Annotated in this window: 21 protein-coding genes; 12 read left to right on the top strand and 9 right to left on the bottom strand. The window is 72.4% G+C overall.

Annotated features, from left to right (window positions below; translation table 11 throughout):
* The first annotated feature begins 11 nt into the window (after positions 1 to 11).
* The 7 genes from ACZ3I3_RS33775 to ACZ3I3_RS33745 all read left to right on the top strand — a co-directional run bounded on the left by ACZ3I3_RS33775 (position 12) and on the right by ACZ3I3_RS33745 (position 7,607).
* Entirely contained in the window at positions 12 to 530 is a 519-nt protein-coding gene (locus ACZ3I3_RS33775; RefSeq protein WP_467371264.1) for a cellulase, read from the top strand.
* A 152-nt stretch (positions 531 to 682) separates the two neighbouring features.
* Entirely contained in the window at positions 683 to 1,969 is a 1,287-nt protein-coding gene (locus tag ACZ3I3_RS33770; protein WP_467371262.1) for a bifunctional glycosyltransferase family 2/GtrA family protein, read from the top strand.
* Positions 1,966 to 3,231 (top strand): hypothetical protein, encoded by a 1,266-nt coding sequence (locus ACZ3I3_RS33765; RefSeq protein ID WP_467371260.1) that lies wholly within the window; start codon positions 1,966 to 1,968, stop codon positions 3,229 to 3,231. Before ACZ3I3_RS33770 ends, ACZ3I3_RS33765 begins: the two co-directional genes overlap by 4 nt.
* Before the next feature lie 127 nt (positions 3,232 to 3,358).
* Positions 3,359 to 5,032 carry a purine-cytosine permease family protein gene (locus tag ACZ3I3_RS33760; protein ID WP_467371258.1) on the top strand — a complete coding sequence of 558 codons (1,674 nt, stop codon included), beginning with the start codon at positions 3,359 to 3,361 and terminating at the stop codon, positions 5,030 to 5,032.
* 236 nt (positions 5,033 to 5,268) lie between these two features.
* The gene (locus tag ACZ3I3_RS33755; RefSeq protein WP_467371257.1) at positions 5,269 to 5,727 is read left to right on the top strand and encodes a hypothetical protein; all 459 of its coding nucleotides are present in this window, start codon (positions 5,269 to 5,271) and stop codon (positions 5,725 to 5,727) included.
* 134 nt (positions 5,728 to 5,861) lie between these two features.
* Positions 5,862 to 6,347, top strand: coding sequence for a cation:proton antiporter regulatory subunit (locus ACZ3I3_RS33750; RefSeq protein ID WP_467371255.1), 486 nt, complete (start codon positions 5,862 to 5,864; stop codon positions 6,345 to 6,347).
* A 6-nt stretch (positions 6,348 to 6,353) separates the two neighbouring features.
* Complete coding sequence (locus ACZ3I3_RS33745; RefSeq protein WP_467371253.1) at positions 6,354 to 7,607, top strand: cation:proton antiporter; 1,254 nt, start codon at positions 6,354 to 6,356, stop codon at positions 7,605 to 7,607.
* Between the two features lie 457 nt (positions 7,608 to 8,064).
* Here ACZ3I3_RS33745 and ACZ3I3_RS33740 read toward each other — a convergent pair whose 3' ends face one another.
* Together ACZ3I3_RS33740 and ACZ3I3_RS33735 are read right to left on the bottom strand one after the other, a co-directional pair.
* A complete protein-coding gene (locus ACZ3I3_RS33740) occupies positions 8,065 to 8,646 on the bottom strand; it encodes an Rv1733c family protein (protein ID WP_467371251.1) in 582 nt (193 codons plus the stop codon).
* Positions 8,647 to 8,722: 76 nt separating this feature from the next.
* The gene (locus tag ACZ3I3_RS33735) at positions 8,723 to 9,823 is read right to left on the bottom strand and encodes a winged helix DNA-binding domain-containing protein (protein WP_467371249.1); all 1,101 of its coding nucleotides are present in this window, start codon (positions 9,821 to 9,823) and stop codon (positions 8,723 to 8,725) included.
* A 237-nt stretch (positions 9,824 to 10,060) separates the two neighbouring features.
* On the opposite strand from ACZ3I3_RS33735, the gene ACZ3I3_RS33730 reads away from it, so the two are divergent.
* Together ACZ3I3_RS33730 and ACZ3I3_RS33725 are read left to right on the top strand one after the other, a co-directional pair.
* Positions 10,061 to 11,290 carry an acyl-CoA dehydrogenase family protein gene (locus tag ACZ3I3_RS33730; RefSeq protein ID WP_467371247.1) on the top strand — a complete coding sequence of 410 codons (1,230 nt, stop codon included), beginning with the start codon at positions 10,061 to 10,063 and terminating at the stop codon, positions 11,288 to 11,290.
* Between the two features lie 40 nt (positions 11,291 to 11,330).
* Entirely contained in the window at positions 11,331 to 12,230 is a 900-nt protein-coding gene (locus ACZ3I3_RS33725; protein ID WP_467371245.1) for a TauD/TfdA dioxygenase family protein, read from the top strand.
* A gap of 45 nt (positions 12,231 to 12,275) precedes the next feature.
* On the opposite strand, the gene ACZ3I3_RS33720 is transcribed toward ACZ3I3_RS33725, so the two are convergent.
* Positions 12,276 to 13,856, bottom strand: coding sequence for an MDR family MFS transporter (locus tag ACZ3I3_RS33720; protein ID WP_467371243.1), 1,581 nt, complete (start codon positions 13,854 to 13,856; stop codon positions 12,276 to 12,278).
* A gap of 127 nt (positions 13,857 to 13,983) precedes the next feature.
* Positions 13,984 to 14,688 carry a TetR family transcriptional regulator gene (locus tag ACZ3I3_RS33715; protein ID WP_467371241.1) on the bottom strand — a complete coding sequence of 235 codons (705 nt, stop codon included), beginning with the start codon at positions 14,686 to 14,688 and terminating at the stop codon, positions 13,984 to 13,986.
* 140 nt (positions 14,689 to 14,828) lie between these two features.
* Between ACZ3I3_RS33715 and ACZ3I3_RS33710 the strand changes: the two genes are divergently transcribed.
* Both ACZ3I3_RS33710 and ACZ3I3_RS33705 read left to right on the top strand, forming a co-directional pair.
* Complete coding sequence (locus tag ACZ3I3_RS33710; RefSeq protein ID WP_467371239.1) at positions 14,829 to 15,242, top strand: SRPBCC family protein; 414 nt, start codon at positions 14,829 to 14,831, stop codon at positions 15,240 to 15,242.
* 16 nt (positions 15,243 to 15,258) lie between these two features.
* Positions 15,259 to 15,567 carry a hypothetical protein gene (locus ACZ3I3_RS33705; protein WP_467371237.1) on the top strand — a complete coding sequence of 103 codons (309 nt, stop codon included), beginning with the start codon at positions 15,259 to 15,261 and terminating at the stop codon, positions 15,565 to 15,567.
* Positions 15,568 to 15,757: 190 nt separating this feature from the next.
* Here the strand turns inward: ACZ3I3_RS33705 and ACZ3I3_RS33700 are convergent, their stop codons facing one another.
* Positions 15,758 to 16,747, bottom strand: coding sequence for an SDR family oxidoreductase (locus tag ACZ3I3_RS33700; RefSeq protein ID WP_467371236.1), 990 nt, complete (start codon positions 16,745 to 16,747; stop codon positions 15,758 to 15,760).
* A 218-nt stretch (positions 16,748 to 16,965) separates the two neighbouring features.
* Between ACZ3I3_RS33700 and ACZ3I3_RS33695 the strand changes: the two genes are divergently transcribed.
* Positions 16,966 to 18,060: a carboxylate-amine ligase gene (locus ACZ3I3_RS33695; protein ID WP_467371233.1), complete on the top strand. Its 1,095-nt coding sequence runs from the start codon at positions 16,966 to 16,968 to the stop codon at positions 18,058 to 18,060.
* 15 nt (positions 18,061 to 18,075) lie between these two features.
* Here the strand turns inward: ACZ3I3_RS33695 and ACZ3I3_RS33690 are convergent, their stop codons facing one another.
* The 4 genes from ACZ3I3_RS33690 to ACZ3I3_RS33675 all read right to left on the bottom strand — a co-directional run bounded on the left by ACZ3I3_RS33690 (position 18,076) and on the right by ACZ3I3_RS33675 (position 24,907).
* A complete protein-coding gene (locus ACZ3I3_RS33690; RefSeq protein WP_467371231.1) occupies positions 18,076 to 18,324 on the bottom strand; it encodes a hypothetical protein in 249 nt (82 codons plus the stop codon).
* 38 nt (positions 18,325 to 18,362) lie between these two features.
* A complete protein-coding gene (locus tag ACZ3I3_RS33685) occupies positions 18,363 to 18,737 on the bottom strand; it encodes a hypothetical protein (protein WP_467371230.1) in 375 nt (124 codons plus the stop codon).
* 142 nt (positions 18,738 to 18,879) lie between these two features.
* Complete coding sequence (locus ACZ3I3_RS33680; protein WP_467371228.1) at positions 18,880 to 19,950, bottom strand: PucR family transcriptional regulator; 1,071 nt, start codon at positions 19,948 to 19,950, stop codon at positions 18,880 to 18,882.
* Between the two features lie 82 nt (positions 19,951 to 20,032).
* Positions 20,033 to 24,907, bottom strand: a complete 4,875-nt coding sequence (locus ACZ3I3_RS33675; RefSeq protein ID WP_467371227.1) for a DNA repair ATPase — start codon at positions 24,905 to 24,907, stop codon at positions 20,033 to 20,035.
* Positions 24,908 to 24,984: the final 77 nt, after the last annotated feature.

Here is a 24,984-nt window from a genome sequence, read left to right as displayed (position 1 = left end):
AGGGAGAAGCGATGGACGACTTCGAGCGGGACCTGTCGCGGCTGCTACGCGACACCCGGCAGCACACCCCCTACGAGCCCGAACACCGGCGGCGGCTGCACGCCGGCATCCGCTCCCGCCGCAGGGCGCGACTGCTGTGGAAGGCGGGCGGTTCCGCCGTGGCGGTGGCCGGGCTCAGCGTGGGGCTCGCCCTGCTGCCGAGCATGCTCACCAGGGCCCAGCCCGCCGATCACCGGCCACAGCCCGCGACGAGCCGGACCCCCTCGCAGGACAGCGGGCCCACGTCCGGCTCCCCGGACCCCAGTACGACGCCGACCGAGCCGGAGTCGTCCGCGCCGGCGACCACGACCGGCGGCAGCACGCCATCCGGAAGCCCGAGCCCGACGGCCAGCCCCACCCCTACGGCCACGGTCTCCGACAGCCGCACCACCTCGGCGCCCCCCACGCCGCCCCCTTCCCCGACGCCCACGACGGCTCCGCCGTCCGCCCTGGAGGAGACACAGGAGCCTTCCGCATCGGCCACCGAGTAGCCGCCTGAGCGGCCGTTCCCGTCGGCGGCGTCAGCGCCCCGGACCCGTCACCGCTCGAACACCGTCACCGCACCACCGCCACGGGCGCCTTCGGCATGCCCGGAACCGGCGCTCGCGAACGTCCGGCGCCAGAAAGAGACCGTGAAACAGCCATGAGAACCGCACGGCGGCCGGCCCTGCTCGACCGCCCGACCACCGAACTGTCCGCGCTGCCGCGCCGGGCGCCCCTGTCCGCGCGCCACCCGGATCCCGTCCTCGACGTCGTCGTCCCCGTGTTCAACGAGGAGAACGACCTGGAGCCCTGCGTCCGGCGCCTGCACGCGCATCTCGCCGAGACCTTCCCCTACTCCTTCCGGATCACCATCGCCGACAACGCCAGCACCGACCGGACGCCGCGCATCGCGGCGCGGCTGGCCGCGGAGCTGCCCGGCACGGACTGGATCCGGCTGGCCGAGAAGGGGCGCGGCCGTGCGCTGCACGCCGCCTGGTCACGCTCGGGCGCCCCGGTGCTGGCGTATCTCGACGTGGACCTGTCCACGGACCTCGCGGCGCTGCTGCCGCTGGTCGCGCCGCTGATCTCCGGTCACTCGGACATCGCCATCGGCACCCGGCTGGCGCGCGGTTCGCGGGTGGTGCGCGGACCGAAGCGGGAGATCATCTCCCGCTGCTACAACGGTCTGCTGCGCGGCACGCTCGCCGTGGGTTTCTCGGACGCGCAGTGCGGGTTCAAGGCGGTGCGGCGGGACGTCGCCGAGCGGCTGCTGCCGCTGGTGGAGGACCGCGAGTGGTTCTTCGACACCGAGTTGCTGGTCATCGCCGAGCGCGCGGGGCTGCGGATCCACGAGGTGCCGGTGGACTGGGTGGACGACCCGGACAGCCGGGTGCGCATCCTGTCCACGGCCCTGGCCGACCTGCGCGGCATGGCCAGGCTGGGGCGGGCCCTGGCCTGCGGGCGGCTGCCGCTGTCCGCGCTGCGCCGCAGCGGCGGCGACCTCGACGGCGAACTGCCGGCGGGCCTGGCCCGGCAGGTGGTGCGCTTCGCCGCCGTCGGAGTCGCCAGCACCCTGTGCTACCTGCTGCTCTACACCGCCTTCCGGCCGGCGGCGGGGGCCCAGGCCGCCAACGCGCTGGCCCTGCTGGCCAGTGCGGTCGCCAACACCGCGGCCAACCGGCGGCTCACCTTCGGGGTGCGGGGCCGCGTCGGCGCCCTGCGCCACCACCTCAAGGGACTCGCGGCCTTCCTGGTCGGGCTGTCGCTCACCAGCGGTTCGCTGGCCGCCCTCCACCAGACCGCTCCCGGGGCGGGCCACCGGATCGAACTCGTGACCCTCGTCGCCGCCAACCTGGCCGCGACGCTGCTGCGCTTCCTCCTCTTGCGGGCCTGGGTGTTCCCCGGCCACGACGCCCGCCCCACTCGCCGTACGACAGGATCCTCATGAGCACCGTCGAGCTGCGTCGACCGCCGTCCGGCCTCGACGACGCCCCCGAAGTCCCGCCCGGTCCCCGGGAGTTCCGCCGACGGCTGCGCGGGGCCGTCGTGCGTTGCGGACCCGTGCTGCTGACGTACGGCGTGCTGAAGCTGGCCGGCTTCGCCGTCTTCATGTACCTGCTGGACTCCGCGGGCGACTTCCGGAAGAAGAACCCGCGTTTCGGCGGCGGCGCACACCCCTGGGACGTCCTGGCCAGCTGGGACGGCTGGTGGTACCAGCAGATCGCCCAGCACGGCTACGACCCGGCCCTGAAACCGGTCCCGGGGGCGACGGGCCTGATCACCCTGGAGGGCAACTCTGCGGCGTTCTTCCCGCTGTACCCGACGCTGATGCGGCTGGTCTCGGAGTGCACCGGACTGGGTCTGTTCGGCGCCGGCATGACGGTCTCCGTCGTGGCGTCGTTCGTCGCCGCGCTCGGCATCTACGCCGTGACGCAACGGCTGGGCGGTCACCGGGCCGGGCTGGTCGCGGCCGGGCTGTGGGCGGTCTGGCCCGGTTCGGGCACGGAGTGGTCGGGCTACTCGGAGTCCCTCTACACGGCCCTCGCCGCATGGGCCTGTCACGCCGTCATGTCCCGACGCTGGCTCACCGCCGGGCTGCTGACCTGCGCGGCCGGGCTGTGCCGGCCGACCGCCGCCGCGCTGGTCGCCGCACTCGCGGTCGCCGCGCTGCTGTCCCTGCGCCGGCGTGCGGACGGGGTCCTGCGCCCGCTGGGCGCCGTGGCGATCGCGCCGCTGGGTCTCTTCGGCTACCTGGCGTGGGTCAACTACCGCATGGGCGACATCAACGGCTACTCCAAGCTCCAGGACGGTGCCTGGGCCCACAAGTTCGACTGGGGAGTCCACTCGTTCAACGTGCTGACGTCCATCCCGGTCGGGCACTTCGACTACCTCTTCGCGTCGCCCTTCCTGGACGTCATCGGTGTCTGCGTGGTCCTGACGGTGCCGGTGCTGACCGTGCTGCTGCTGCGTCTGAGACCGCCCGCCGTGCTCGTCGTCTACACGCTTCTCTCGTACCTCATGGTGATGGCCACCCAGCAGATCTTCGGCAACGTCTCGCGCTATCTGCTCCCGCTCTTCCCGCTGTTCATCCCGCTCGCCCTGGCCATGCGCCGGCTCCACTGGCCGTCCCTCGCCGCCGTGCTGGGCACGGCCGCGCTGGCCTCCGGGTCGTACGCGGGCTACGTGCTCTTCGAACTCGGGGTGCCGTAGAACGGCCTTCGGCCCTCGCGCGTCACCTGCCGAAACACTCCCTTCACGCAGGAAGTATTTAGGGGTAACGACCGCTGCCTACCGTGCCTGCCTTGTCAGTCCCCAACCCGCAGCAAGGAGGCGTGGCATGAGTACCGAGCCACGACTGGCCGAGGTCACCGAGCCGGAGCCCGCGCAGAAGGCAGCACCGGGCGCCGACCAGGCCGTCAAGGAGACCCTCGAGGACTACACGCTCCGCTTCGCGCCACGCAGTTACCGGCGCTGGACCCCGATGGTGGTGGCGACGACCGCGCTCGGCGGCATCGCCTACATGGCCGACTTCTCCATCGGGGCCGGCATCGGTCTGGCCCACGGCACCGGCAACGCGCTGCTCGCGATCGCCGTCGCCGCCGTCGTCATCTTCGTGACCGGCTTTCCGCTCGCCTACTACGGGGCCCGCTACAACATCGACCTGGACCTGATCACGCGCGGCTCGGGCTTCGGCTACTTCGGCTCGGTCCTCACCAGTGTCATCTTCGCCAGCTTCACCTTCATCTTCTTCGCCCTCGAAGGCTCGATCATGGCCCAGGGCCTGAAGCTGGGCCTCGGACTACCGCTGTGGCTGGGCTACTTGGTGTCCACGGTCATGGTGATCCCGCTGGTCGTCTACGGCATGACGGCGCTGAGCAAGCTCCAGGTGTGGACCACGCCGATCTGGCTGCTGTTGATGGTCGGCCCGCTGGTGTACCTGGTCGCCACCGACCCGGGGACCGTCGACCGCTTCCTCGCCTACGCGGGCACCGACGGGGACGGCGGCGTCAACACCGCCTCCGTGCTGCTGGGCGCGGGCGTGTGTCTGTCGCTGATCGCGCAGATCGGCGAGCAGATCGACTACCTGCGCTTCATGCCGCCCAAGACCGAGGCGAACAAGCGCAGTTGGTGGACCGCCGTGGTGATGGCCGGCCCGGGCTGGGTGGTGCTGGGCGCGCTGAAGCAGGCGATCGGCGTGTTCCTCGCGGTCTACATCATCGCCGAGGTCGGTCCCACCGCCGCGCCCGAGCCGATCCAGCAGTTCAAGCACGCCTTCGACGCGATGATGCCGTCCTGGCTCGTCCTTCCGCTGGCCGTGGCCCTGGTCGTGATCAGCCAGATCAAGATCAACGTGACGAACGCGTACTCCGGCTCCCTCGCCTGGACCAACTCCTTCACCCGCGTCACGCGGCGCTACCCGGGCCGGCTGGTCTTCGTCCTGGTCAACCTCGGCTTCGCGCTCGTCCTGATGGAAGCCGACATGTTCAGCTTCCTCAACAGCATCCTGGGCTTCTACTCGAACTGCGCGATCGCCTGGGTGGTCACCGTGGCCACCGACATCGGCATCAACAAGTACGTGCTGAAGCTGTCCCCGCACGCCCCCGAGTTCCGCCGCGGCATGCTCTACGCCGTCAACCCGGTCGGGGTCGTGTCCTTCGTCGCCGCCTCCGCACTGTCCATCGCCATGTACTTCCACGGGCTGGGCGACACGCTCCAGCCGTACTCGCCCGTCGCCGCCGCCGTCATCGCGTTCGTCGTCACCCCGCTGATGGCCGTGGTCACCAAGGGCAGGTACTACCTGCGCCGCACCGACGACGGCATCGCCGAGCCGCCGCTCGACGAGGACGGCAACCCCAGCGCCGTCACCTACGAATGCCACGTGTGCCGACAGCGGTTCGAGCGGCCGGACGTGGCCGCCTGCCTGACGCACGACGCGGTCGTCTGCTCGCTCTGCCTGAGCACCGACAAGATCGGCGACCACGTCCTGCCGGCGGCACCCGCCGTCGTCTGAGGCGGGGTGGGGCGGAGGCCGCGAGGCGCCTCCGCCCCCTTGTCGCACTCCCACGACGACTTGGCTGCTCCCGGTCGACGGCGGCTCCACCCTCCGCCCCGCGCTCGGCGGTACCAACTCGGTCTCGGACTCCCTTCACCGGCCCCCGTGAAGGGGCGCTCTCCCACACCGGACGGCATACTGATCTTGCGTCGCGCAGTGCTGCGGGCCGATGGGCGGAGAGGAGATGACGGGACGTGACCAGCGAAGGACCGGGCGGCGGACGGGGAACGCCCGACGAGCCGGACGGCACTCCCCCGATCCCGGACGACGTGTGGCAGAAGTTCCTCACGGACAGCGAGCACGCCATACGCGCCTCCGCCCCCAGGGAGCCTTCCGCGCGGGAGCGGGCGGCCGGACGGCGGCTCCAACCCCCGTACGCCGTCGGTGACCTGTGGCAGCCGGAGGACCTGTGGGTCCGCGTGGCCTGGGGCGACCTGGACCGCCGTGCGAAGGTCCGGCGTGTGGGACGGGTCGTCGCCACCGCCGCGGCCGTGGCTCTGGCGCTGGGAGCCTGGTCCCAGTTGTCCGTCGGCGCGGGCGCGGGCACCCGGCCCGGGACGGGCACCGTGCGGCAGGTGGAGGGCGCGACCGCGAGGCAGCCCACGACCACTCCCTTCCCGTCCGGATCCCCTGTCCCGGCGCCCTCCAGGTAGCACACGCAGGACGGGTGCGGTCCCGCACAGCCGCCTAGGATGAGCTCACAGGCCGGGATCTGGACGCTGTCCGGGCGCGGCCCCCCACAGGCGGAGTCATCACACACGCGCACGCCGACGGAAGGGGGACAGACATGAGCGCGCCACGCCTCAGCAGTACGCCGTTGCCGGGCATAGGTGTCCGCTACGACCTGACGACCCGGGACAGCCGCCGGCTGTCCGTGGTCGCCCACCGCGACGGCCACCGGACGATCAGCGCCTACCGCAGGGACGACCCGGACGCCTGCGACCTGTCGGTGCGTCTGACGGCGGAGGAGGCGGCGACGCTCATCGACGCGCTGATGCCCGCGCACCACACGCCGAACCTGCTGTCCACGACCGACCTGGGGCTCGTCGCCGAGCGGATCGAACTGTCCGGCACCTCGCACTGGAACGGCCGGCTGCTGGGCGAGTCCCGGATCCGCACCGACACCGGCGCGTCCATCGTGGCGGTGCTGCGCCGGGCCGAGGCGATCCCCTCCCCCACGCCGGACTTCCGGCTCGCCGGCGGCGACACGCTCATCGTCATCGGGACCCGCGAGGGCGTGGAGGCTGCCGCCGCGATACTCGGGCGGGAGTGACCCGCCATGCACTCTTCCGCGGTGTTCCTGATCGAGTTCGGCTGCCTCATCCTCGGGCTCGGGCTGCTCGGCCGCCTCGCCGGGCGCTTCAGCTTCTCGCCGATCCCGCTCTACCTGCTGGCCGGGCTGGCCTTCGGCGAGGGCGGACTGCTGCCGATGGTCGCCAGCGAGGACTTCGTCGCCATCGGCGCCGAGATCGGCGTCATCCTGCTGCTGCTCATGCTGGGCCTGGAGTACACGGCCACGGACCTCGTCTCCAACCTCAGGACCCACTACCCGGCCGGGGTCGTCGACGCCGTCCTCAACGCCCTGCCCGGTGCGGTGCTCGCCCTGCTGCTCGGCTGGGGACCGGTCGCGGCCGTCGTACTGGCCGGCGTCACCTGGGTCTCCTCCTCCGGCGTCATCGCCAGGGTCCTGGGCGAGCTGGGGCGGCTCGGCAACCGTGAGACCCCGGCCATCCTGAGCATCCTGGTCCTCGAGGACCTCTCCATGGCGGTCTACCTGCCGATCGTCACCGCCCTGCTGGCCGGGGTGGGTCTGGCCGCGGGCGCCGTCACGCTGGCCATCGCCCTGGGCGTGGCCACGGTCGTGCTCGTCCTCGCCGTGCGCTACGGCCGTCATGTGTCCCGCTTCGTCTCCAGCGACGACCCCGAGAAACTGCTGCTGGTGGTGCTCGGCGTGACGCTGGTCGTCGCCGGGCTCGCGCAGCAGCTCCAGGTGTCCGCGGCCGTGGGTGCCTTCCTGGTGGGCATCGCGCTGTCCGGCGAGGTCGCCGAGGGTGCGACGAGCCTGCTCGCGCCGCTGCGGGACCTGTTCGCCGCGGTGTTCTTCGTCTTCTTCGGCCTGCACACGGACCCCGCCAGCATCCCGCCCGTACTGCTTCCGGCCCTCGCCCTGGCTGCCGTCACCACCGCGACGAAGATCGCCACCGGCTACTGGGCCGCGCACCGCGCCGGGATCGGGCCCAAGGGCCGCTGGCGCGCCGGCGGCACGCTCGTGGCCCGCGGCGAGTTCTCCATCGTCATCGCCGGGCTGGCCGTCACGTCCGGCATCGAGCCCTCCCTCGGCCCGCTGGCCACGGCGTACGTCCTCATCCTGGTCCTGCTCGGTCCTCTGACCGCGCGCTACACCGAGCCCGTGGCGACCGCCCTGACCGGCCGACTGCGCCGCAAGCGGACGACGTCCGGCACAGCATCGGCCCCTGCCCCACCGGGCGCCCACGAGACCCTCGACGACCAGGACATCGTCGGCCGCGCGTGACGGGCCCCGGGGGGCGGTCGACTTCCAGGAGTCCACGCGCCCTCAATCACCTCGACGCCGGCGGCGCGCACGCGTGGGACCGCGCGGACTGATGTGGGGGGCGCCTGCCTGGCGCGGCCGCGTGTACCTGCGGAGCGCGGCCCGGTCCCCGCGAGCTGACGGGTGCGGCTGCACTCCCGTACCGCCGTGCAAGGGCGCCACGAGCCCGCGGGACGTACAGCCGCACTCCCCTACCCGGCATGCGGCAGCCTCCGTCGGTCAGCCGCGCACAGGCGCGTCTTCCCCGTCCGCCACGCGGAGCCCGGAGGCCTCCGTCGGTCAGCGGCCATAGGCGCGTCTTCCCTGTCCGGCGGGCAGTAGCCCGGTGCACGTCAGGCTCCGTCGGTCAGCGACGCGCGCCCGCGTCTCCCGCGTCCGCCCCGCGCAAGCCCCCGTCCGTGTCGCTGTCGGCGTGCGGTCAGCCCGTCTTCCAGCCGCGGCGGGTGTCGATCCGTTCCCATTCCGCGTCCCACTGGGCCATGCGCCGCCGGTCCAGGGACAGCCGGGTCAGCCAGGCGGCGCCCAGCACCATCGCGCCCGCGAGGGCTCCTGCCAGGCCGCCGCCCACGGTCGTGTGCAGCCAGGCCTCGCCCTCGGACACCGGTGGGGTCGTGATGTCACCGCTCCTGTTCACCCACAGGGGGATCGTGCTCCCGGCCGGAGTCCTGGGCGGCACCCGCGCCTGCTCCGTGTGCGTCGAGCCGTCCGGCGCGGTCCACCGCACCTTGGCCCACACCCGGTGATCGCTCGCCGCGCGGGCCGGTGACGGGCCCGGCGCGTCCGCGACGGCGACCGCGGAGACCTGACGGCTCTCCGCCCGCTGCCGTTCGACGGCCCGCTCGACCGCGCCCGCCGCCATCAGTCCCGCGCACACGCCGCCGAACAGGGCGAACACCCAGCCGGCGAGCACGACCCAGGCTTCGACGACGTCGATGCGCCGTTTGAGCGCGTTGCGCCGCCACCGCCACCACCGCACGGTCATACGTTCTGTGGTTCCCACCGGCCGACACCCCCTCGTGAGCACCGGCAGCACCCTTCCAGTGTGCGCCTGAACCGTGCCCCTGTCGGCGTGGAGCTCAGCCGGAAGACGCGGCGATCCGTACCCGGTCGCTCGCGTCACCGGACAGGAAGGACGCCATCGCCCGCCCTTCCTCGGCGACGGACTCGCGCTCGGCCCGGGAGAAGCGGCGCAGCGGGGTGACCAGGACGGTGTCCGCCTCGACGGTCCAGGTCGCCGCGACCCGGCCGTCGACCAGGACGACGCGGGCGCCTGCGACCGACAGGCCGCGGTGGGCGTCGTCGATGATCCGGCCGCGGTCGTGGTAGCCGAGGATCGCGTTGTCGAACGCCGGCAGGAACCGCACCGGCGCGGGGGTGCCGGGGTCGGGGCGCGGCGCGTCGGGAAGGTCCAGCAGTTCCCGGCCGCGCTCGTCGCGGAAGGCGACCAGTTCCTCGCGCAGGGCGGAGACCGCGGCGGGCAGTCCCGCCAGTCCGCACCAGGCGCGCAGATCGGCCGAGGCGGCGGGTCCGAACGCGGCCAGGTAACGCCGTACCAGCGTCTGTCCGACGGGATCGGAGTCGTCCGGGACCGGTGGGTCGATCCCGCGCCCCAGCCAGGAGGAGACCAGCGCGTAGCGCACCCCCGCCGTCGTGCGCCACAGTCCGCGCGGCGGCAGCTGCACCATCGGGAGCAGGCCGGCGACCAGCATTTCTCCCAGGGGCCGGGACCCCGCCTCCGGCCAGCGGGCGGCGACGGCTCGTGCGAGGTCGCCCATGGAGCGGGGTTCGCCGTCGGCCATGATCTCCCGCCCCGCCGCCGCGAGTTCGCCGAGGTCCACGCCCTCCAGCTCGCGGCGGTACGTGCCGAGCACCCGCTGGCGCAGCATCGCGTCGTGGCGGGCCCGCCAGGCCACGAGGTCGTCGGCGGTGACGAGGTGGACGGTGCGGCGCATGAGATGGGTCCGCACCACGCGTCGCCCGGTGAGCAGTTCCGACAGCACCGCCGGGTCGAACGCCCGTAGCCGGGACCAGAGTCCGATGAACGGTTCCTGGGGTTCCTGCGCCTGCAGACCGCACAGGTGCGCGACGGCGTCGAGGACCGGCAGGTCGGCGCGGTCGAGGAGCAACTGCCGTGCGAGGGTGGCGCGGTTGAGCGCGCGGGCGTCGAGAACCGTCAAGGGAGCACCTCGGCCTTCGAGTCGTGTGCCGGCCGGTGGTTCGAGAGGCCCGGGCGGCTTGCCCGATCACCGTGGCACGCGATGCGGTCAGGCTGTGACCGCATCCGCCGGCTGCCCCTCCCACACCTGGGTTCCCTAGTTTTCCTATAGAATTACTAGGAAAGCATTGACGAGGGTCGGCGGCGCCGCACAGGATGATGTGCGTGCCTCAGACATCGACTTGAGGAGACCTCTGCCATGGGCGTTGCCCCTGCGCCGTCCGGCTCCGACGCGGAATCGGACCGGACCGGGCCCGGGACTGCTCACTGGCTGCGCGTGGCCCGCGAGACCGCGGACGACCTGGCCACGGACGCGGTGGCCAGGGACCAGGCGGGCAAGCCCCCGTTCGACGAGGTGTCCCGGCTGCGCGAGTCGGGGCTGCTGACACTCCTGGTACCGGCCGGGCTCGGGGGTGGCGGGGCGGACTGGCCGACGGCGTACGCGGTGGTCCGGGAGATCGCCGCGGCCGACGGCGCGATAGGCCAACTCCTCGGCTGCCACTACTTCATGTCATGGAGCGCCCGGTTCTTCACCGAGCCCGCTCTCGCCGCCCGGCTGGAGCAGCGGTCCGCCGCTCAGGAGTGGTGCTGGGGTGGCGGTCTGGCGCGTCAGGAGCCGGCTCTGACGCTGGTCTGGGACGGGCAGGACCATGTACTGACCGGCCGTCAGAGCTTCGCCGCCGGCGTCCTGGTCGCCGACCGCCTCGCCGTGCGGGCGGTGCGGGCCGATACCGGCGAACCACTCGCCGTCGTGGTCGATCCCGCACTCCCGGGCGTGGTGGTCGACGGCGACGCCGACCCGTTCGGGCAACGGCTCGCGGCCGGCGGAAGCGTGGAGTTCGACGCCGTGCCGATCGCCGCCGACGACGTCCTGGGCTCACTGGCCGCGGACGAGGACGTCCTGTCACCCCTGACCGCTCTGGTGTCGCCGGTCGGGCGGCTCCTTTCGGTGCAGCTGCGTCTCGGCATGGCGGAGGGAGTGCTCGCGGAGGCCCGCGAGTACAGCAGGACCGGCCGGTCCCTCTGGCACCCGGACTGGCCGGTCGGCTCACCTCAGGACCCGCAGGTGCTGACCGTGTACGGGGAGCTCACCGTGCTCACCCGCTCCGCGTCCGCCCTCGCCGACCAGGCGCGGGACGCCGTGCACGACGGGCTGGCCCGTGGTGAGGACCTCGGCTACGACGAGTGCGCGGAGATCTCCGTCCTGGTCGCCATGGCCGAAGCCGCAGCGTCCAGGGCCGCGCAGGAGTCCACCGCCCGTGCCCTCGACATCATCGGTGCCCGTTCCGCGTCCTCACGGCTGGGCTTCGACCGCTTCTGGCGCAACGCCAGGACCCACACCCTGTACGAACCCGTGGCCCACCGGCTCCGCGATGTCGGGGACTACTTCCTCAACGGTGCCCACCCGCCGTTCGTGCTCCCCGTCTGACGGACCGCGTCTGACGGACCCGCAGGAAAGGACCCCGTACATGACCACCAGCACCGGCTTCGACGTCCGCAGGATCGGCGGGCGTATCGGCGCCGAGATCCTCGGCGTGGATCTCTCCGGCGACCTCGAACCCGCCCTCGTCTCCGAGATCAACTCCGCGCTCCTGGAGCACAAGGCGCTCCTCTTCCGCGACCAGCACCTCGACGACGCGGGTCAGCTCCGCTTCGCCTCCCTCTTCGGCGAGCTCACCACCGCCCACCCCACCGTGCCCTCCGTCGACGGGCAGCCCCGGGTCCTGCCCGTCGACGCCGACGAGGGCATCCGCTCCAACGTGTGGCACACGGACGTCACGTTCGTCCGCACGCCTCCGAAGGCGTCCACGCTGCGCGGCATCGTCGTCCCGCCCTACGGCGGCAACACCCTGATCGCCAACTCGGCCGCCGCGTACCGGGATCTGCCCGAGCCGCTGCGCGAGCTGGCGGACCGGCTGTGGGCCGTGCACACCAACGCCTATGACTACGCGGCCCCGAAGAGCGAAAAGGCGGCCGAGTACCGCAAGCGGTTCGTCTCGCGCACGTACCGCACCGTCCACCCGATCGTCCGGGTCCACCCGGAGACCGGGGAGCGGGGCCTGTTCATCGGCGGTTTCGCCCAGAGCATCGTCGGTCTGGGCTCGTCCGAATCCCGTGACCTGCTGCGCATCTTCCAGTCGTACGTCACCCGCCCGGAGAACATCGTGCGGGTGGCCTTGACGCCGGGCGACCTGGTCCTGTTCGACAACCGCATCACCCAGCACTACGCCCCCGACGACTACGGCGACCTGCCACGCCTGCTGCACCGGGTGACGGTCGCGGGCGACGTCCCCGCCGGCGTCGACGGCACCCTCAGTCACGTCCTCGAAGGTGACGACGCCTCCCACTACACCCCTGCCGTGGCCTGAGCCGCCGGCGGGGACACGTGCCCCCGCCGGCGGCCCGGCGCCCCGTCAGGCGTCGGCGTCGACGCGCGGGAGCGTGCCGCCCGCGCCTGCCTTGCCGGCCTTCGCCGACTCCTCGGAGAGCCGCTCCATGCCACTGGTGTTCTTCAGCGCCTTCTCCTTGATGAACAGCACGGCGACCAGCGCGAGTGCCGCGAAGGGAGTGGCGACGAGGAAGAGTTCGGCGGTGGCGACGCCGTAGGCGTGTTCCACCATCTCCCGCATCGGTGCCGGCAGGGCGGTCATGTCGGGCACTCCCCCGTGCCCGGCCTGCCCTCCGCCCTCGGCGGCACCACCCGCGTCCTTCAGGCTCTTGGTCATCTCGGAGGCGACGCGGTTGGCCAGGATCGCGCCGAGCACGCTGGTCCCGATGGTGCCGCCCATGCTGCGGAAGAAGGACAACACCGAGGTTGCCGCGCCCAGTTCGGCCGCCGGGACGTCGTTCTGCGCGGCCAGCACCAGGTTCTGCATCAGCATGCCGACGCCGATGCCCATGACCGCCATGTAGACGCTGAGGAGACCGAAGTGGGTGTCCGGCCCGATGGTGGAGAGCAGTCCGAGACCGACAGTCATGGTGACGCCGCCCCCGACGAGGTACACCTTCCACCGTCCGGTCGCGCTGATGATCTGCCCCGCGACGGTGGAGGACACCAGCAGGCCCAGGATCATGGGCAGGCTCATCAGACCCGCCATCGTCGGGGACTTGCCGAGCGACACCTGGAAGTACTGCGACAGGAAGACCGTGCCGCCGAACATGGCCACACCGACGAACAGGCTCGCCAGAGTGGTCAGCGCCACCGTCCGGTTGCGGAAGATGCCGAGCGGGATGACCGGCTCGGCGACCTTCGCCTCGACGGCGACCGCGAGGGCCAGCAGCACCACTCCCCCGCCGGTCAGGGCGGCGGTCTGCCACGACGCCCAGTCGAACTCGTTCCCGGCGAGCGTGACCCAGATCAGCAGCGCGCAGACACCCGCGACGATCAGGAAGGCACCCAGGTAGTCGATCTTCGCCTCGCGGCGGACGGTGGGCAGGTGCAGCGTGCGCTGGAGCAGGGCGATGGCGAGCAGGGCGAAGGGCACGCCGATGAAGAAGCACCAGCGCCAGCCGAGCCACGAGGTGTCCACCAGGACGCCGCCGATCAGCGGACCGGCCACGGTGCCCACGGCGAACACGGCGCCGAAGATTCCCGCGTACTTGCCCAGCCTGCGCGGCGGGATGATGGCCGCCATCACGACCTGCGCGAGCGCCGTGAGACCGCCGGCGCCGATGCCCTGGGCCACCCGGCTGAAGATGAGCAGGCCCACGTCCTGGGAGAAGCCCGCCAGCAGCGACCCGACGACGAACAGGCCCAGGGAGAGCTGGAGCAGCAGTTTCTTGTTGTACAGGTCGGACAGCTTGCCCCACAGCGGCACGGTCGCCGTCATGGCCAGCAGTTCGGCGGTGACGACCCAGGTGTAGGAGGACTGGCTGGCCCCGAGGTCGGCGATGATCCGGGGCAGCGCGTTGGACACCACGGTGCCGGCCAGGATGGCGACGAACATGCCCGCCATCAGTCCCGACATGGCCTGGAGTATCTGCCGGTTGGACATGGCGGACGGTGACGCCTCTACGGGCGCCGCTGAAGAATTCACATCATCTCTTTCACGGAGTCACAGAGTCAGGGAGAAGGACCGGGACGGACGGACGGACCCGGGCCCTGGAGGGATGAGCGGCTGCCTACCGGTCCGCCGGACCGGCCGATTCCGCCTGCGACGGAGCCGGAAGCCCCGCCGCCAGTTGTTCGAACGTCTCCCGCAAGACGTCAACGAAGGCGAGTTCGTCCTGCCGGACGCACCAGTGCTCGACGGCGACCCGGACGGCCGCGATGCCCACGGCGGCGAGCAGACGGGGGTAGAGACCCAGCGCCCGCCTCCTGCGTTCGTCGTCCGGTGAGCCGAGCCCGGCACGGTCCCCGGCGAAGAGCGGCGAGCCTGCGCCGATGCGCTCGGCGAGCGTCTCGGCCAGGGCGAGCTCGTCGGCCATGTGGGCGCCGAGGCTGCGCGCGAGCAGGTGTGGTGAGCGGCGCAGCACCTCGGCGTGCAGGCGCCACAGTTCCTGCTGCTGCTCGATCTCCGCCAGCTCGCTCGCCACGGCGTCGCGCAGCGCCTCCAGCGGGGACAGCGCGGCGGGCGCGGCCAGCACGGCCTGCCGGACCCTTGCACTGGCGTCGGCGCCGATCATGACGAAGACGTCGTCACGGGCGTCGAAGTAGTTGAAGAACGTCCGCGCGGAGACCCCGGCTGCCTCGCTGATCGCGTCGACGGTGACGTGCTCCGCCCCGTGCTCCGCGGCGAGCCGCACCGCGGCCGCCACCAGGGCGGCGCGGGTCGCCCGCTTCTTGCGCTCACGCAGCCCGACCCCCGCCGGGTTCCCCTCCGTCATGGTTGCATGGTACGCAAAGATGCAGACTCTGCAAAAAGAGAGCAGGTGGGCACCGACGGCAGACGGAGCCGGGAGGGTTATGACCCGTCAGGCCGGGAACGCGGTGCGCTGAACGACCCCGAGGCGAGGCCGGTAACGCGATGACCGAGTACGAACGTTCACGCACGATGCCCGCACAGCCCGAGCACGTCTTCGACCAGGCCGCGAACATCGGCCAGTTGGACACCTGGCTGCCGGAGGCCCTGCACGTCGAGGCCGGGGAGCTGCCCGCGGTCACCGTGCACGAGGACCGCACCGACGAGGACACCTCCGCCCTGCTGCGTGCCCAGCGCCACCAGATGCGGCTCGAATGGGGCACCCGCGACCAGGGCAGCTACACGGGCTGGCTCCAGGTCGCCGGGATCGGCGGCGGAGCCAGTGAGGTGACGGTGCACCTGTCCTTCTTCGACGACAGTCATGACCCCGGCGAGACGATGGTGCGCGACGCCCTGGACGCCAGCCTGCGGCGCCTGGAGGAGCAGGTGCGGCTGCGCGTCGACCACGCGGCCGGCTGATCCGGGACCGCACGCCATGGCACGCGTCAAGCAGTACGCCGTCGCGGCGTCCGGACAGTGGACCGACGAGGAGGAAGGCCGGCGCCGCCTGCCGTCCGGCGAGGTGCACGCATGGGAGCCGGGGCTGAACCAGACCGTCTGCGGACTGTCCCTCAGCCGCTCCCGGCTGGTCCGCTTCCCGCACGTCACCTGGCTGGACACCTTCCCGGAGTCCGGCGGTGCGGCGGACCGGGTACGGCGCCAGTGCCCGCGCTGCGCCTCGGTCGCCGGACGCCGCGGCCAGGACGCACGCCCCCGGTGGCAGCGCATGAACCCGCGGCCGTGACGCCGTACAGACGGCGGGGCTGCCCGCGCGGCCACGACGGGCGCGCGGGGGCGGGTGCACAGCCCGGCGCTGCGGGGTGCCGCTGCGCCCACCCGCCCCGCCCTGGGGTACTTCCCAGGCCCTTAAGGCACCGGGGGAGGCACGACTGCCCGCAGCTCCAGCCTGCACACGGCGCCCGCGCACCGCCCCCTCAGGCGCCCGCCGCGCCGTGGGTCGCCCGCCGCCCGGCTGCCACGGCCGCTCCCGCCAGGGCCGCGGCGACTGCCGTCCTGCGCAGCGCGGTGCGCCGTCGGCCGCCCCAGCCGCCGTGCACCGACCCCGTCCCCTCGGCCGGTACGTGCAGCGTTCCGTGCGTGGCGGGGGCCTCCTCGTCGTGGGACAGGTGGGTCTTGTCCGTCTGCCGTGCCATGGCACGCTCCGCGAGGCCGGGTGCCATCCGGGCCTGGCGTACCAGTGCGCGGCCCGCGGGGCCGACCACCACTTCGCGACGCGGCCGGCTGACGAGTCGCACGACTGCCCGGGCGACCCGCTCGGGGCTGTACACGGGGGGCATGGCCACGACCCTGCGCCCGGTGTAGTTGGCCGCCTGCTGGAAGTGCGGCGTGTCGATGGTCGCGGGCAGCACTGTGCACACGTCGATACCCTTCACGCCCTCCACCCGGAGCTGCTGCCGAAGGCTGGAGCCGAGCCCGCGGACGGCGTGCTTGGACATGCCGTACGGGTGGCTGTACGGCTGCGCCACGGCACCCACGATGGACGCGATGTTGATCAACGTGCCGCCGCCCTGCTCCCGCATCACCCGCAGAGCCGCCCGGGCCCCGTGCACGTAGCCCATGACGTTGACGTCCAGCACCTTGCGGAAGTCCTCCAGGGGTACGTCCTCGAAGCGGCCGAAGGCGTTGACGGCCGCGTTGTTGACCCAGACGTCGATGCGGCCGAACTCCTCCACGGCCCGGCGCGCCAGATCCTCGACCGCCTTGGCGTCCGTCGTGTCGGTCGGCACGACCAGTGTCCGTGCCCCGCGGTGCTTCGCGCACGCGTGGGCCGTCGCCTCGAGTGCCTCCTCGCGCCGCGCGGCCAGCACCACGGCACATCCCTTGCGCGCGAAGGCCTCGGCCGTGGCCCGTCCGATCCCGCTGGACGCTCCGGTCACCACCACCACGTGATTGCGCAGGCCCATCGCAAACCTCCTCACGTCTGCCCGGACCGGACGCTTCCTGCCCGGCTCCGCGGCGGAACGAGTACCCGGCACCGCCGAGTCACCCCGGCATCATGGTTTGCCATGGTTTGCCATCCCGTGGCCGCGGCACTCGGGGCACGCGCGAGCGTCCCGCCGGCAGCGTCCGGCCGGCGCCGCGCGATCCGGCCCCGGTGACGGGGCAGAACAGAGGGTGACCGATGACGACGATCGGTGTGGAAGAGGAGTACCTGCTCCTCGACCCGGTTACCGGGCTGCCGGTGCCCCTGGCCGACAAGGTGCGGGCGGCGGCGGGCCTGGCGCATCTCGTGGCCGACCAGGAGGTGCAGTGCGAGCTGCTGCAGGCGCAGGTCGAGGTGGCCACGCCGGTGTGCGCCACCCTGGAGGAGGCAGGGGGACATCTGCTGAGGCTGCGGCACGCCATCGGGGCGGCGGCCGAAGCGCACGGCTGCCGGATCGCGGCCTGCGGAACGCCCCCGCTGCGCCATCGTCACCCGGTGGCCGTCACCGACCAGGCCCGCTATCGGGCCATGCTCACCCAGGCGCCCCAGCTGGTGGCCGAGCAGTTGGTCAACGGCATGCACGTGCACGTGGCCGTGCCCAGCCGCGAGACGGGCGTGCAGGTCCTGAACCGGATCCGGGTCTGGCTGCCGACCCTGACGGCCATGTCGGCGAACTCACCGCTGTGGGACGGCCACGACACCGGCTTCGCCAGCTGGCGCACGGTGATCTTCGGTCGCTGGCCGGTGAGCGGCGTACCCCCGTTCTTCCGTGACGTGGCCGACTACGACCGGCGCCTGACGCAGCTGCTGGAGACGGGCGTGATCTCGGACAGCGGGCAGTTGTACTGGCAGGCCCGCCTGTCGGCCCGGTATCCCACCGTCGAGGTGCGGTGCCTGGACGTTCAACTGCGCGCGGACGACGCGGTCATGCTCGCGGGTATGACCCACGCCCTCGTGGACACGGCCATCAGGGAAACGGCCGCCGGGGCGCCGGTGCCCGACTGCGAACCGGAGCTTCTCCAGATCGCCCTGTGGCATGCCGCCCGTCACGGTCTGAGCGACACCCTGATCTGCCCGGGCGGCCGGCCGCGCCGCGCCGGGGACGTGCTGTACCAGCTCCTGCGGCACGTCGCGCCCGCCCTCGACGCGTCCGGCGCGACCCGGCAGGTGACGGCCCTGGTCCACCGGCTCCTGCAGAACGGGACCGGAGCGGACAGACAGCGCGCCGCTCTCGCCGAGGGCGGTATCCGGGCCGTGACCGACCTGATCGGCGCGGAGAGCAGCATGTCGTGACTCCCCCGCGGCCCGTCACACTGCGGCGATGCCCTCCATGCCGGACTCGTCGAAGGCGGGCAGGCCCTCAGCGGTGGTGACCTTGGTGAGCGCGCCGTCGGCCTCGACGCGGAAGCCGTCGACCGTGCCCGAGACGGCGTTCTGGACGTGGACGAACTTCTCGTCCCCCGTCACGGCGAGGTCGATCACGCCCTGTGACTTGGCGGAGGGCGGAGTCGCGATGCCGACCTCAATGGTCAGGCTCAGCGCGCCGTGCTTGTCCATGATCCTGAACCCTTGGACGCTGCTGTCGCCACCCGCGTTCATGACGTAGGCGACCTTGCCGTGCACCGCAACACTGGCGGGGAACTCCCCACCGGATGCCACGACTTGCCGGTCCTGGAGCCGCTGTCCCTCCACACGGCACCGCCCTTGCCGCCGGTCCCATAGGTCCCCGCGGGTTTCAGGGCGCCGTCGTCACCCCGTGCGAAGGCGTGGATGGTGTTGCCGTCCAACTCGTTGCCCTGGACGAAGACGGCGTGGTCGGCCCCGGCAGCGGTACCGGAGTACTGACCGGCCGAGGCCAGGGAGACAGCCACCGTGGCCGCTCCCGCGATGGCGAGGGCCCCGCCGCCGAACAGGATGCGCCGTGTCCTGGGCTTGGCCCGGTGACCCCTGCGGCTGCTGTGCATGTTCACGTCCGTTCCTCGATCTCTCCGCGCCGCCCGTGCGGCGGAGTCCGCGACTGCGGACGGGAACAGAGTGACCAGAGGGACTGGTGCGCCGGTGTGGAACGGCGGGCGCGTCAGACTCTCGTAGGGTCCTGCCGCGGGGCACCGCTCAGAAGGATTTCGCCGGCCAGTCCAGCAACCGGGCCCCGATCACCGCGGTCTGCAGCGTGTAGCGGTGCACCGGGTCGGACGGATCGGCGCCGGTCAGCTTGTGGATGCGTTCCAGGCGATAGGTGAAGGCCCGCACGCTCAGCGACAACCGCCGCGCCGCCTCCGCGGACACGCAGCCGGAATCGAAGTACGCGGTGAGAGTGTCCAGGAGCGGCTGGGCGCCGCCGCGGGCCTGGCGCAGCGGGCCGAGGGCGCTGTGCACCAGGTCGGCCATGGCCTGCCGGTCGCGGGTGAGGACCGGGTAGACGAGGAGGTCGGAGGCGCGCAGCACGGGCTCGTCGAGTCCCAGTCGTTCGGCCAGGTCGAGGGCGTTCAGGGCCTCTTCGTACGAGTGGACGACGCCTGCCGCGCCGGGCTGGGGGCGGCCGATCGCCACCTGTGCCCCGCCCGTGGCGGCGAACGCCTGCTTCGCGAAGTAGGCGAGGACCTCGTCCTGGTCGCCCGGGGCGATGCACACCAGCCGTCCGTCCTTGGTGGTGAGCAGGATGCTGCGGTCGCCGAACCGGCTGATCAGCGCGCGCTCCACCTCCCGGAGGGCCGGATCTCCCTCGTCGTAGGCGGTCGTGCCGCGCGCCACGGCGACCGCGTGCTCGTAGGACAGGCGCAGCCCGTAGCGCTCCGCGCGCTGGGCCAGCCGGCCCAGGTCGCTGCGGCCGTACAGCAGGTCGTCGATGAACTCCCGGCGGGCCACTTCCTCCTTGCGTACGGCGTGCCGCTGGGCCCGCTCGTAGCCCTCGGCGAACGCGTCCATGGCCTGGGCGGCGGCAGCGAGCACGCTGTCCACGGAAACACCGTTCCCGGCCGGCCAGTTCGCCCGGGCCTCGGCCATGTGGGCGGCGACCAGGGCACGCAGTCCGAGACCGGCCTCCGCTGCCTTCTCACCCAGCGCGCGGCGCGAGTCCAGTTCCTCCCGCGTCAGCCGGCGGCCCGTCGCGGAGGCGTCTGCGAGGAGGCCGGCGTATCCGTCCAGGTACTTGCCGTACTCCTCGTCCTCGTGCTGACCTGTCATGGAACCGAGCCCCCCCCGTTGCTGCGTCCTTGACATCTTGGTCTTCCTGCCGGATTCCGGCAATGTCGAGCGCGTCGGCACGTCACTGCTCCCCGTTCGCCGACGCCGGGCGGACCGCGTGGCGGGCCAGGGGATTGGCCATCAGGTGGCGAGGGTCGGCCGCGCGGTTGATCGCCGTCTCCACGGCCGCGATCCGGTCGGCGAGCAGTCCGAGGGCGGCCACGGCGCGGACCAGAGGGTCGTCGTCCGGTCCGCCCAGCGTCCGGGTGCGTACGTACGCCGCCTTCAGCTCGCTCCATCGCAGCGCCTGTTCACCGGTGAGGGTGCCGCGCAGCTCCGCCAGTTTCAGCAGGTTGGACTCGGCGCCGGTGGTGAGGGTCTGGGCCTCGGCCGTGTAGTGGTCGTCGATCAGCGCGGCCAGTTCGGCGTCGTTCATGACGGGCTGGACGCGTTGCGCGATCTTGTTCATGTTGCGGTAGGAGCCCTGGAGCCGGAAGGGCGGCTCGGAGCGGGTGGCGTCGGACTGGGCGGCCGAGGCGATGTACGCGGCGTTGACCGCCAGGACCGTCTCGCGGGCCGTGAGCAGGTGGCGCAGTACGGCGAGGACGCGCTTCAGTTCGGCGGGGGCGTACGGGTGTGCCAGCCGGTCCGCGCGGGCCGTGGAATCGCCCTCGGCCAGGCGGATCAGCAGCTCCAGGTCCGCGCGGTCGCGGCCGGCGAGCGGGGCGAGGACCGGGTTCGCCGTCAGCGCGTTCTCGACGAAGCTGAGCGCGAAGGCGTCCTCCTTGCCGGTCAGGACGTCGCCGAGGTTCCACACGTCGGCGCGGTTGGTGAGCATGTCGGGGACGTGGAAGCGGCTGCCGGACTCGGTGTAGGGGTTGCCGGCCATGCACACCGCGAACCGCTTGCCGCGCAGGTCGTAGGTGCGCGGCTCGCCGTCGCGCACGCCATCGATACGGCGGGTGGCGTCGCACAGCGGGATGAACTTCTGGAGCAGTTCGGGCGAGGTGTGCTGGATGTCGTCGAGGTGGAGCAGGATGTTGTTGCCCGCCTCCAGCGCGAAGTTGATCTTCTCGATCTCCTGGCGGGCGGTGGCGTTCGGGGCCTCGGCCGGGTCGAGGGAGGTGACGGCGTGGCCGAGTGCGGGGCCGTCGACCTTCACCAGGACCAGGCCGAGGCGGTCCGCGATGTACTCCATGAGCGTCGTCTTGCCGTAGCCGGGCGGGGAGATGAGCAGGAGCAGGCCGCCGGTGTCGGTGCGCTTGGTGTCGCCCGTCGTGCCGAGTTGCCTGGCGAGGCTGTCGCCGACCAGGGGGAGGTAGACCTCGTCGATCAGCTTGCTGCGCACGAACGCCGACATCACCGCCGGGCGGTACTGGTCCAGGCGGAGGCGGGTTCGCTCGGCTGCCAGGAGTACCGTACGGCGGCGCTGGTAGGCGCGGTGGGCGGGAACCTCACGAGCGCGGAACTCCCTCGTCCGGGCGAGGAGTTCGTCGACGCGGACCGTGAGGGTGCCGCCGCTGACGCGTGGGTGGGTGCCGAGCAGCCCCTCGACGGTCTCGGTCAGCGGGGCGTCGGACTCGTAGCGGGGCAGGTCCGGGCAGAGTTCGGCGGCCACCGCCTCGGCCAGGTCGCCGGGGGTGATCTGCGTGCCGGTCGCGGCGGCGTACGACGTCAGCCATGCCTCGACCAGCTGTCTGCGGGCGGCCGGGTCGGTGAGGTGGGCGAGGTCGTCGTCGTAGGCCGGTGTGCCCACCGTGCGGCGGAACTTGTCGAGCAGCGTGCGGGTGCCGGCGCTGATGACGAAGCCGTCGGGGCCGCCGGTCAGCTCCTCGAAGAGGTAGGCGGCCGCCGCCTGGGTGCTGATTGCCTCTGTCAGCTCGGCGCGCAGATCGGCGATCGCCGGGACGAGTCCGAAGGTGTCCCGGGCGCGCGCCAGTGAGACCGCACGCCGGGTCCAGTTCTCGCGCTCTTCGGCCGTCGTGCCGTGCGCCCAGAAGAGCTGGGCGGCGGCGCGGGCGGCGGGCTCGTGGCGGAGCGGGCCGGCGCCCTCGTGCAGGCGCAGCAGTGCGGCGAGGATCGCGGTCGCGTCGTGGTCGTGAACGCCACGCTGATGGCCCTCGTCGTACGCCGCCTCCGCCGCCTGCCGGACGAGGGCGGGCAGGTCGGCCTCCCCGAGCGCGGCCGGGCCGTGTTCGTCCAGCAGCCGGGCGGCGAGGTGCTCGGCGCGGTAGACGTCGGGCGACTCGGACGGCAGGGGGCGGTCCCAGTGGGCGCGGGTGGCGGCGAAGTCGGGGTCCGTGACCGGCGAGCGGTAGTCGGTGCCGGTGAGCGCGAAGGCGAGGGTGTCGCCGTGCGGGACCAGGGTGAGGTCGAGGGGCTGGGTGTTGACGGCGAAACGGTGGGTGCCCAGGCGGAGGGTGCGGCCGTCGTCGGCGTACAGGTCGGTGCGGTCGCGCAGGGCGCGCAGCGCCTCCTGGCGGGCCGACTTCAGGCGGCCGTCGAGTTCCTCGGCCCTCACCTGGTCGCCGAGTTCGCGCAGTTCGTCGGCGATGCGGCGGATCTTGGCGGGCATCGGGTCGGAGGTGAAGTACGTGGCGATCGCGTCCGTACCGGCGAGCGTCGCGGCGCGGCGGGTGACCGTGCGCAGGACGCGGGCCGCCGAGTCGGCCAGGCGCTCGGCGCGGCGGGCACGGGCGTCGGCCAGGGTCTGTTTGCGGGCGGAGAACGCCTCGTGGACCTCGTCGCGCTTGTCCGCCAGCTCGGCGAGGAAGTCGTCGGACTCGGCGAACCGGGACTCCAGGTTCTCCACCCGCACCAGCACGCGGGCGAGTTGGTCGTCGCAGGCCTCGGGGCTGTCGGCGGCCGCGAGCGCGCCGATGACGGCCTGGCCGAGCAGGGCGAACTCGGCGGCGAACTCGGCCCGTCCCTCACGGTCGAGGAGCGCGCGACGGCGGCCGTCGAGCGTGGCGCGGGCGCGGTTGACACCACCGAGGACCTCGGCGATCCGTTCCAGGATGGACGTGCGGACGGTGGCGTCGCCGATGTCCAGCCCGGCGACGACCTCGGTCACCGTGCGCAGTCCCTCGGCGAGGTCGTCGAGACGGGCTGCGACGGGCGCGGCCTCGGCGGCGGTGTCGATCGCCCCGGCGTCCGCGACGAGTTGTCCGATGGCTGCTTGGTGACCGGCGAAGGCGTCCTCGCGGGCGAGGTGATCGACGGCCCGCTGCCCGAAGGAGGCGAGGTCGGCCTCGGCGTCGGCGGCGAGTTCGTCGATGCGGGCGGTGTCGGCGTACCGCATGTCCTTGAGGGTGAGCAGATGGCCTTGGGCGTGCCGCAGTTCGGTCAGGCCGGTCACCCAGGCCGAGGCGCTGCGCGGGGCCTCGCCGCGCAGGCGCCGTACGACCGCTGCCACCTGTGCGGCTGCTTCGGCCAGCGCGTCGGCCGCCTGGCGGGTGAGGGCCTGGACGGTCTCGAACTCGGCCAGCACCTGCTCGGCGGTGGTCCGGACGTGCGTGAGCGGCGTGTGCAGATCGCCGAGTTCGGGGTCGCTGAGCCAGTGGTGGGAGTCGGCGGCCCGGACACAGGCGGCGGCCAGTGCCTCGTAGACCTCGCTCGTCGGGGTCGTCTCGGTGACGGCGCGTGTGAGGGACAGGCAGTCGGAGATACCGCGTACGAGGTCGGCGTTGCCGACGCGGGCGAGCGGTCCGGCGCCGACGGGTTGGGCGGCGGCGTGCGTGTCGGAGACGTACGGGGAGTTCCACAGCTGGAGCGGGTGCACGCGCTGCGGCTCGTCGGTGTCCGCCCGCAGCACCATCAGCGTGCCGTCGTCGAAGAGGGCCCAGCCGTGGCAGGACAGCGCAGTGGCGACCTCCTTGCGGATCATGTTGTACGGCAGCAGGAGACTGCGGCCCGCCACGCGCGCGTGGAAGGCGAACAGGACGTCCTCGCCGTTCGGGGACCGGACCACGCGCTCGAATTCCAGGTCATCGGTGTCGGTGCCGTCGAACGTCTTGTACGTTCCTGTGGCGAGGCAGTAGCCGCCGGGGAAGACGATCCCCTGGTCCGCGGGCAGTGTCCGGCAGGCCCGGCCGATGCCGTCGAGGCGGACGACGCTCTTCGTGAGCGTGTTGAAGACCAGGTACCGGTGGACGTCCTCCTTGTACGGCAGGACGTCCAGCAGGATGAGGGCGCCCACGCGCGCGTACGCGATCTCTGCGTCGGCGAGGGACTGGAGCGGCTCGGCGACCGGCTCGGTGTGAATCCCGTCGCCCGTCTCGGTGTCGTCCTCCACCTTGACGGTCAGGGTGCCGCCGACCGTATCGACGAAGACCTCGCCCTCGATGGAGACATGCGGGTGACGGCCGAGGACGTGGTGCTCGCGGGCCGTCCGCGTCCAGGCGAAGTCGTGGGAGGGCGGGAAGACGTGGTCGCGCTCGCCCCGCGCGTCGAGGAAGGACACCTGGCCGTCGTCGGTCACCGCCCAGCGCAGGACGCGGATGTCGCCGGCCTTCTCCCCCGTCTGGAAGACGGCCAGCAACTTGCCCTCGACACGACGGAGTTGCAGGAGGTGGGCCTGCCGGTAGTAGCGGTGGAGAGCGGTGAACTCGCGGACGAAGGCGGGGTCGTCGAGCAGGCCCGGCACGGCGTCCTCGGACAGCCGGTCGAGATCGCGGTCGTAGAGCGCGAAGACGTCGCCCACCGTCGTCTCCGGCTTGAGGCCGAGGAGGACGTTGTGGCCGAAGAGCAGCTTGTCGCCGACGGCGGCGATGTCGCGGGGCACGCAGTTGTGCTCGGTGTGCAGCCGCTCGGTGCTCGTCAGCTCCAGCCGGGTGGAGCCGAACTCCTCGGTCCGGCGGGTGTTGAGCGCCTCGGCGCGCCGGGCGAGTTCGGCGGCCTGCGCGGTGAGCCGGTCGCGCAGCACCTCGTACGTGCCGGTGTCCAGACCGGTGGTCATGAGGTCCCTTTCGGAAGTCGGAGAGCGTGGTCCGGAGCTGCCGTCCCCTGTGCGGCAGCTCCGGACCACGGGCCGGG

The sequence above is a fragment of the Streptomyces sp. NPDC016851 genome (assembly GCF_055562795.1).
This window is presented reverse-complemented; position numbering and strand designations above follow the sequence as displayed.

What these genes read in the sequence shown, in the direction of transcription:
- ACZ3I3_RS33725 (WP_467371245.1), top strand. Translation starts at nt 11,331, where the DNA reads ATGACCACCAGCACCGGCTTCGACGTCCGCAGGATCGGCGGGCGTATC.
- ACZ3I3_RS33675 (WP_467371227.1), bottom strand. Translation starts at nt 24,907, where the DNA reads ATGACCACCGGTCTGGACACCGGCACGTACGAGGTGCTGCGCGACCGG.
- ACZ3I3_RS33690 (WP_467371231.1), bottom strand. Translation starts at nt 18,324, where the DNA reads ATGGACAAGCACGGCGCGCTGAGCCTGACCATTGAGGTCGGCATCGCG.
- ACZ3I3_RS33770 (WP_467371262.1), top strand. Translation starts at nt 683, where the DNA reads ATGAGAACCGCACGGCGGCCGGCCCTGCTCGACCGCCCGACCACCGAA.
- ACZ3I3_RS33695 (WP_467371233.1), top strand. Translation starts at nt 16,966, where the DNA reads ATGACGACGATCGGTGTGGAAGAGGAGTACCTGCTCCTCGACCCGGTT.
- ACZ3I3_RS33750 (WP_467371255.1), top strand. Translation starts at nt 5,862, where the DNA reads ATGAGCGCGCCACGCCTCAGCAGTACGCCGTTGCCGGGCATAGGTGTC.
- ACZ3I3_RS33680 (WP_467371228.1), bottom strand. Translation starts at nt 19,950, where the DNA reads ATGACAGGTCAGCACGAGGACGAGGAGTACGGCAAGTACCTGGACGGA.
- ACZ3I3_RS33710 (WP_467371239.1), top strand. Translation starts at nt 14,829, where the DNA reads ATGACCGAGTACGAACGTTCACGCACGATGCCCGCACAGCCCGAGCAC.
- ACZ3I3_RS33715 (WP_467371241.1), bottom strand. Translation starts at nt 14,688, where the DNA reads ATGACGGAGGGGAACCCGGCGGGGGTCGGGCTGCGTGAGCGCAAGAAG.
- ACZ3I3_RS33745 (WP_467371253.1), top strand. Translation starts at nt 6,354, where the DNA reads ATGCACTCTTCCGCGGTGTTCCTGATCGAGTTCGGCTGCCTCATCCTC.
- ACZ3I3_RS33765 (WP_467371260.1), top strand. Translation starts at nt 1,966, where the DNA reads ATGAGCACCGTCGAGCTGCGTCGACCGCCGTCCGGCCTCGACGACGCC.
- ACZ3I3_RS33705 (WP_467371237.1), top strand. Translation starts at nt 15,259, where the DNA reads ATGGCACGCGTCAAGCAGTACGCCGTCGCGGCGTCCGGACAGTGGACC.
- ACZ3I3_RS33760 (WP_467371258.1), top strand. Translation starts at nt 3,359, where the DNA reads ATGAGTACCGAGCCACGACTGGCCGAGGTCACCGAGCCGGAGCCCGCG.
- ACZ3I3_RS33700 (WP_467371236.1), bottom strand. Translation starts at nt 16,747, where the DNA reads ATGGGCCTGCGCAATCACGTGGTGGTGGTGACCGGAGCGTCCAGCGGG.
- ACZ3I3_RS33775 (WP_467371264.1), top strand. Translation starts at nt 12, where the DNA reads ATGGACGACTTCGAGCGGGACCTGTCGCGGCTGCTACGCGACACCCGG.
- ACZ3I3_RS33720 (WP_467371243.1), bottom strand. Translation starts at nt 13,856, where the DNA reads ATGTCCAACCGGCAGATACTCCAGGCCATGTCGGGACTGATGGCGGGC.
- ACZ3I3_RS33730 (WP_467371247.1), top strand. Translation starts at nt 10,061, where the DNA reads ATGGGCGTTGCCCCTGCGCCGTCCGGCTCCGACGCGGAATCGGACCGG.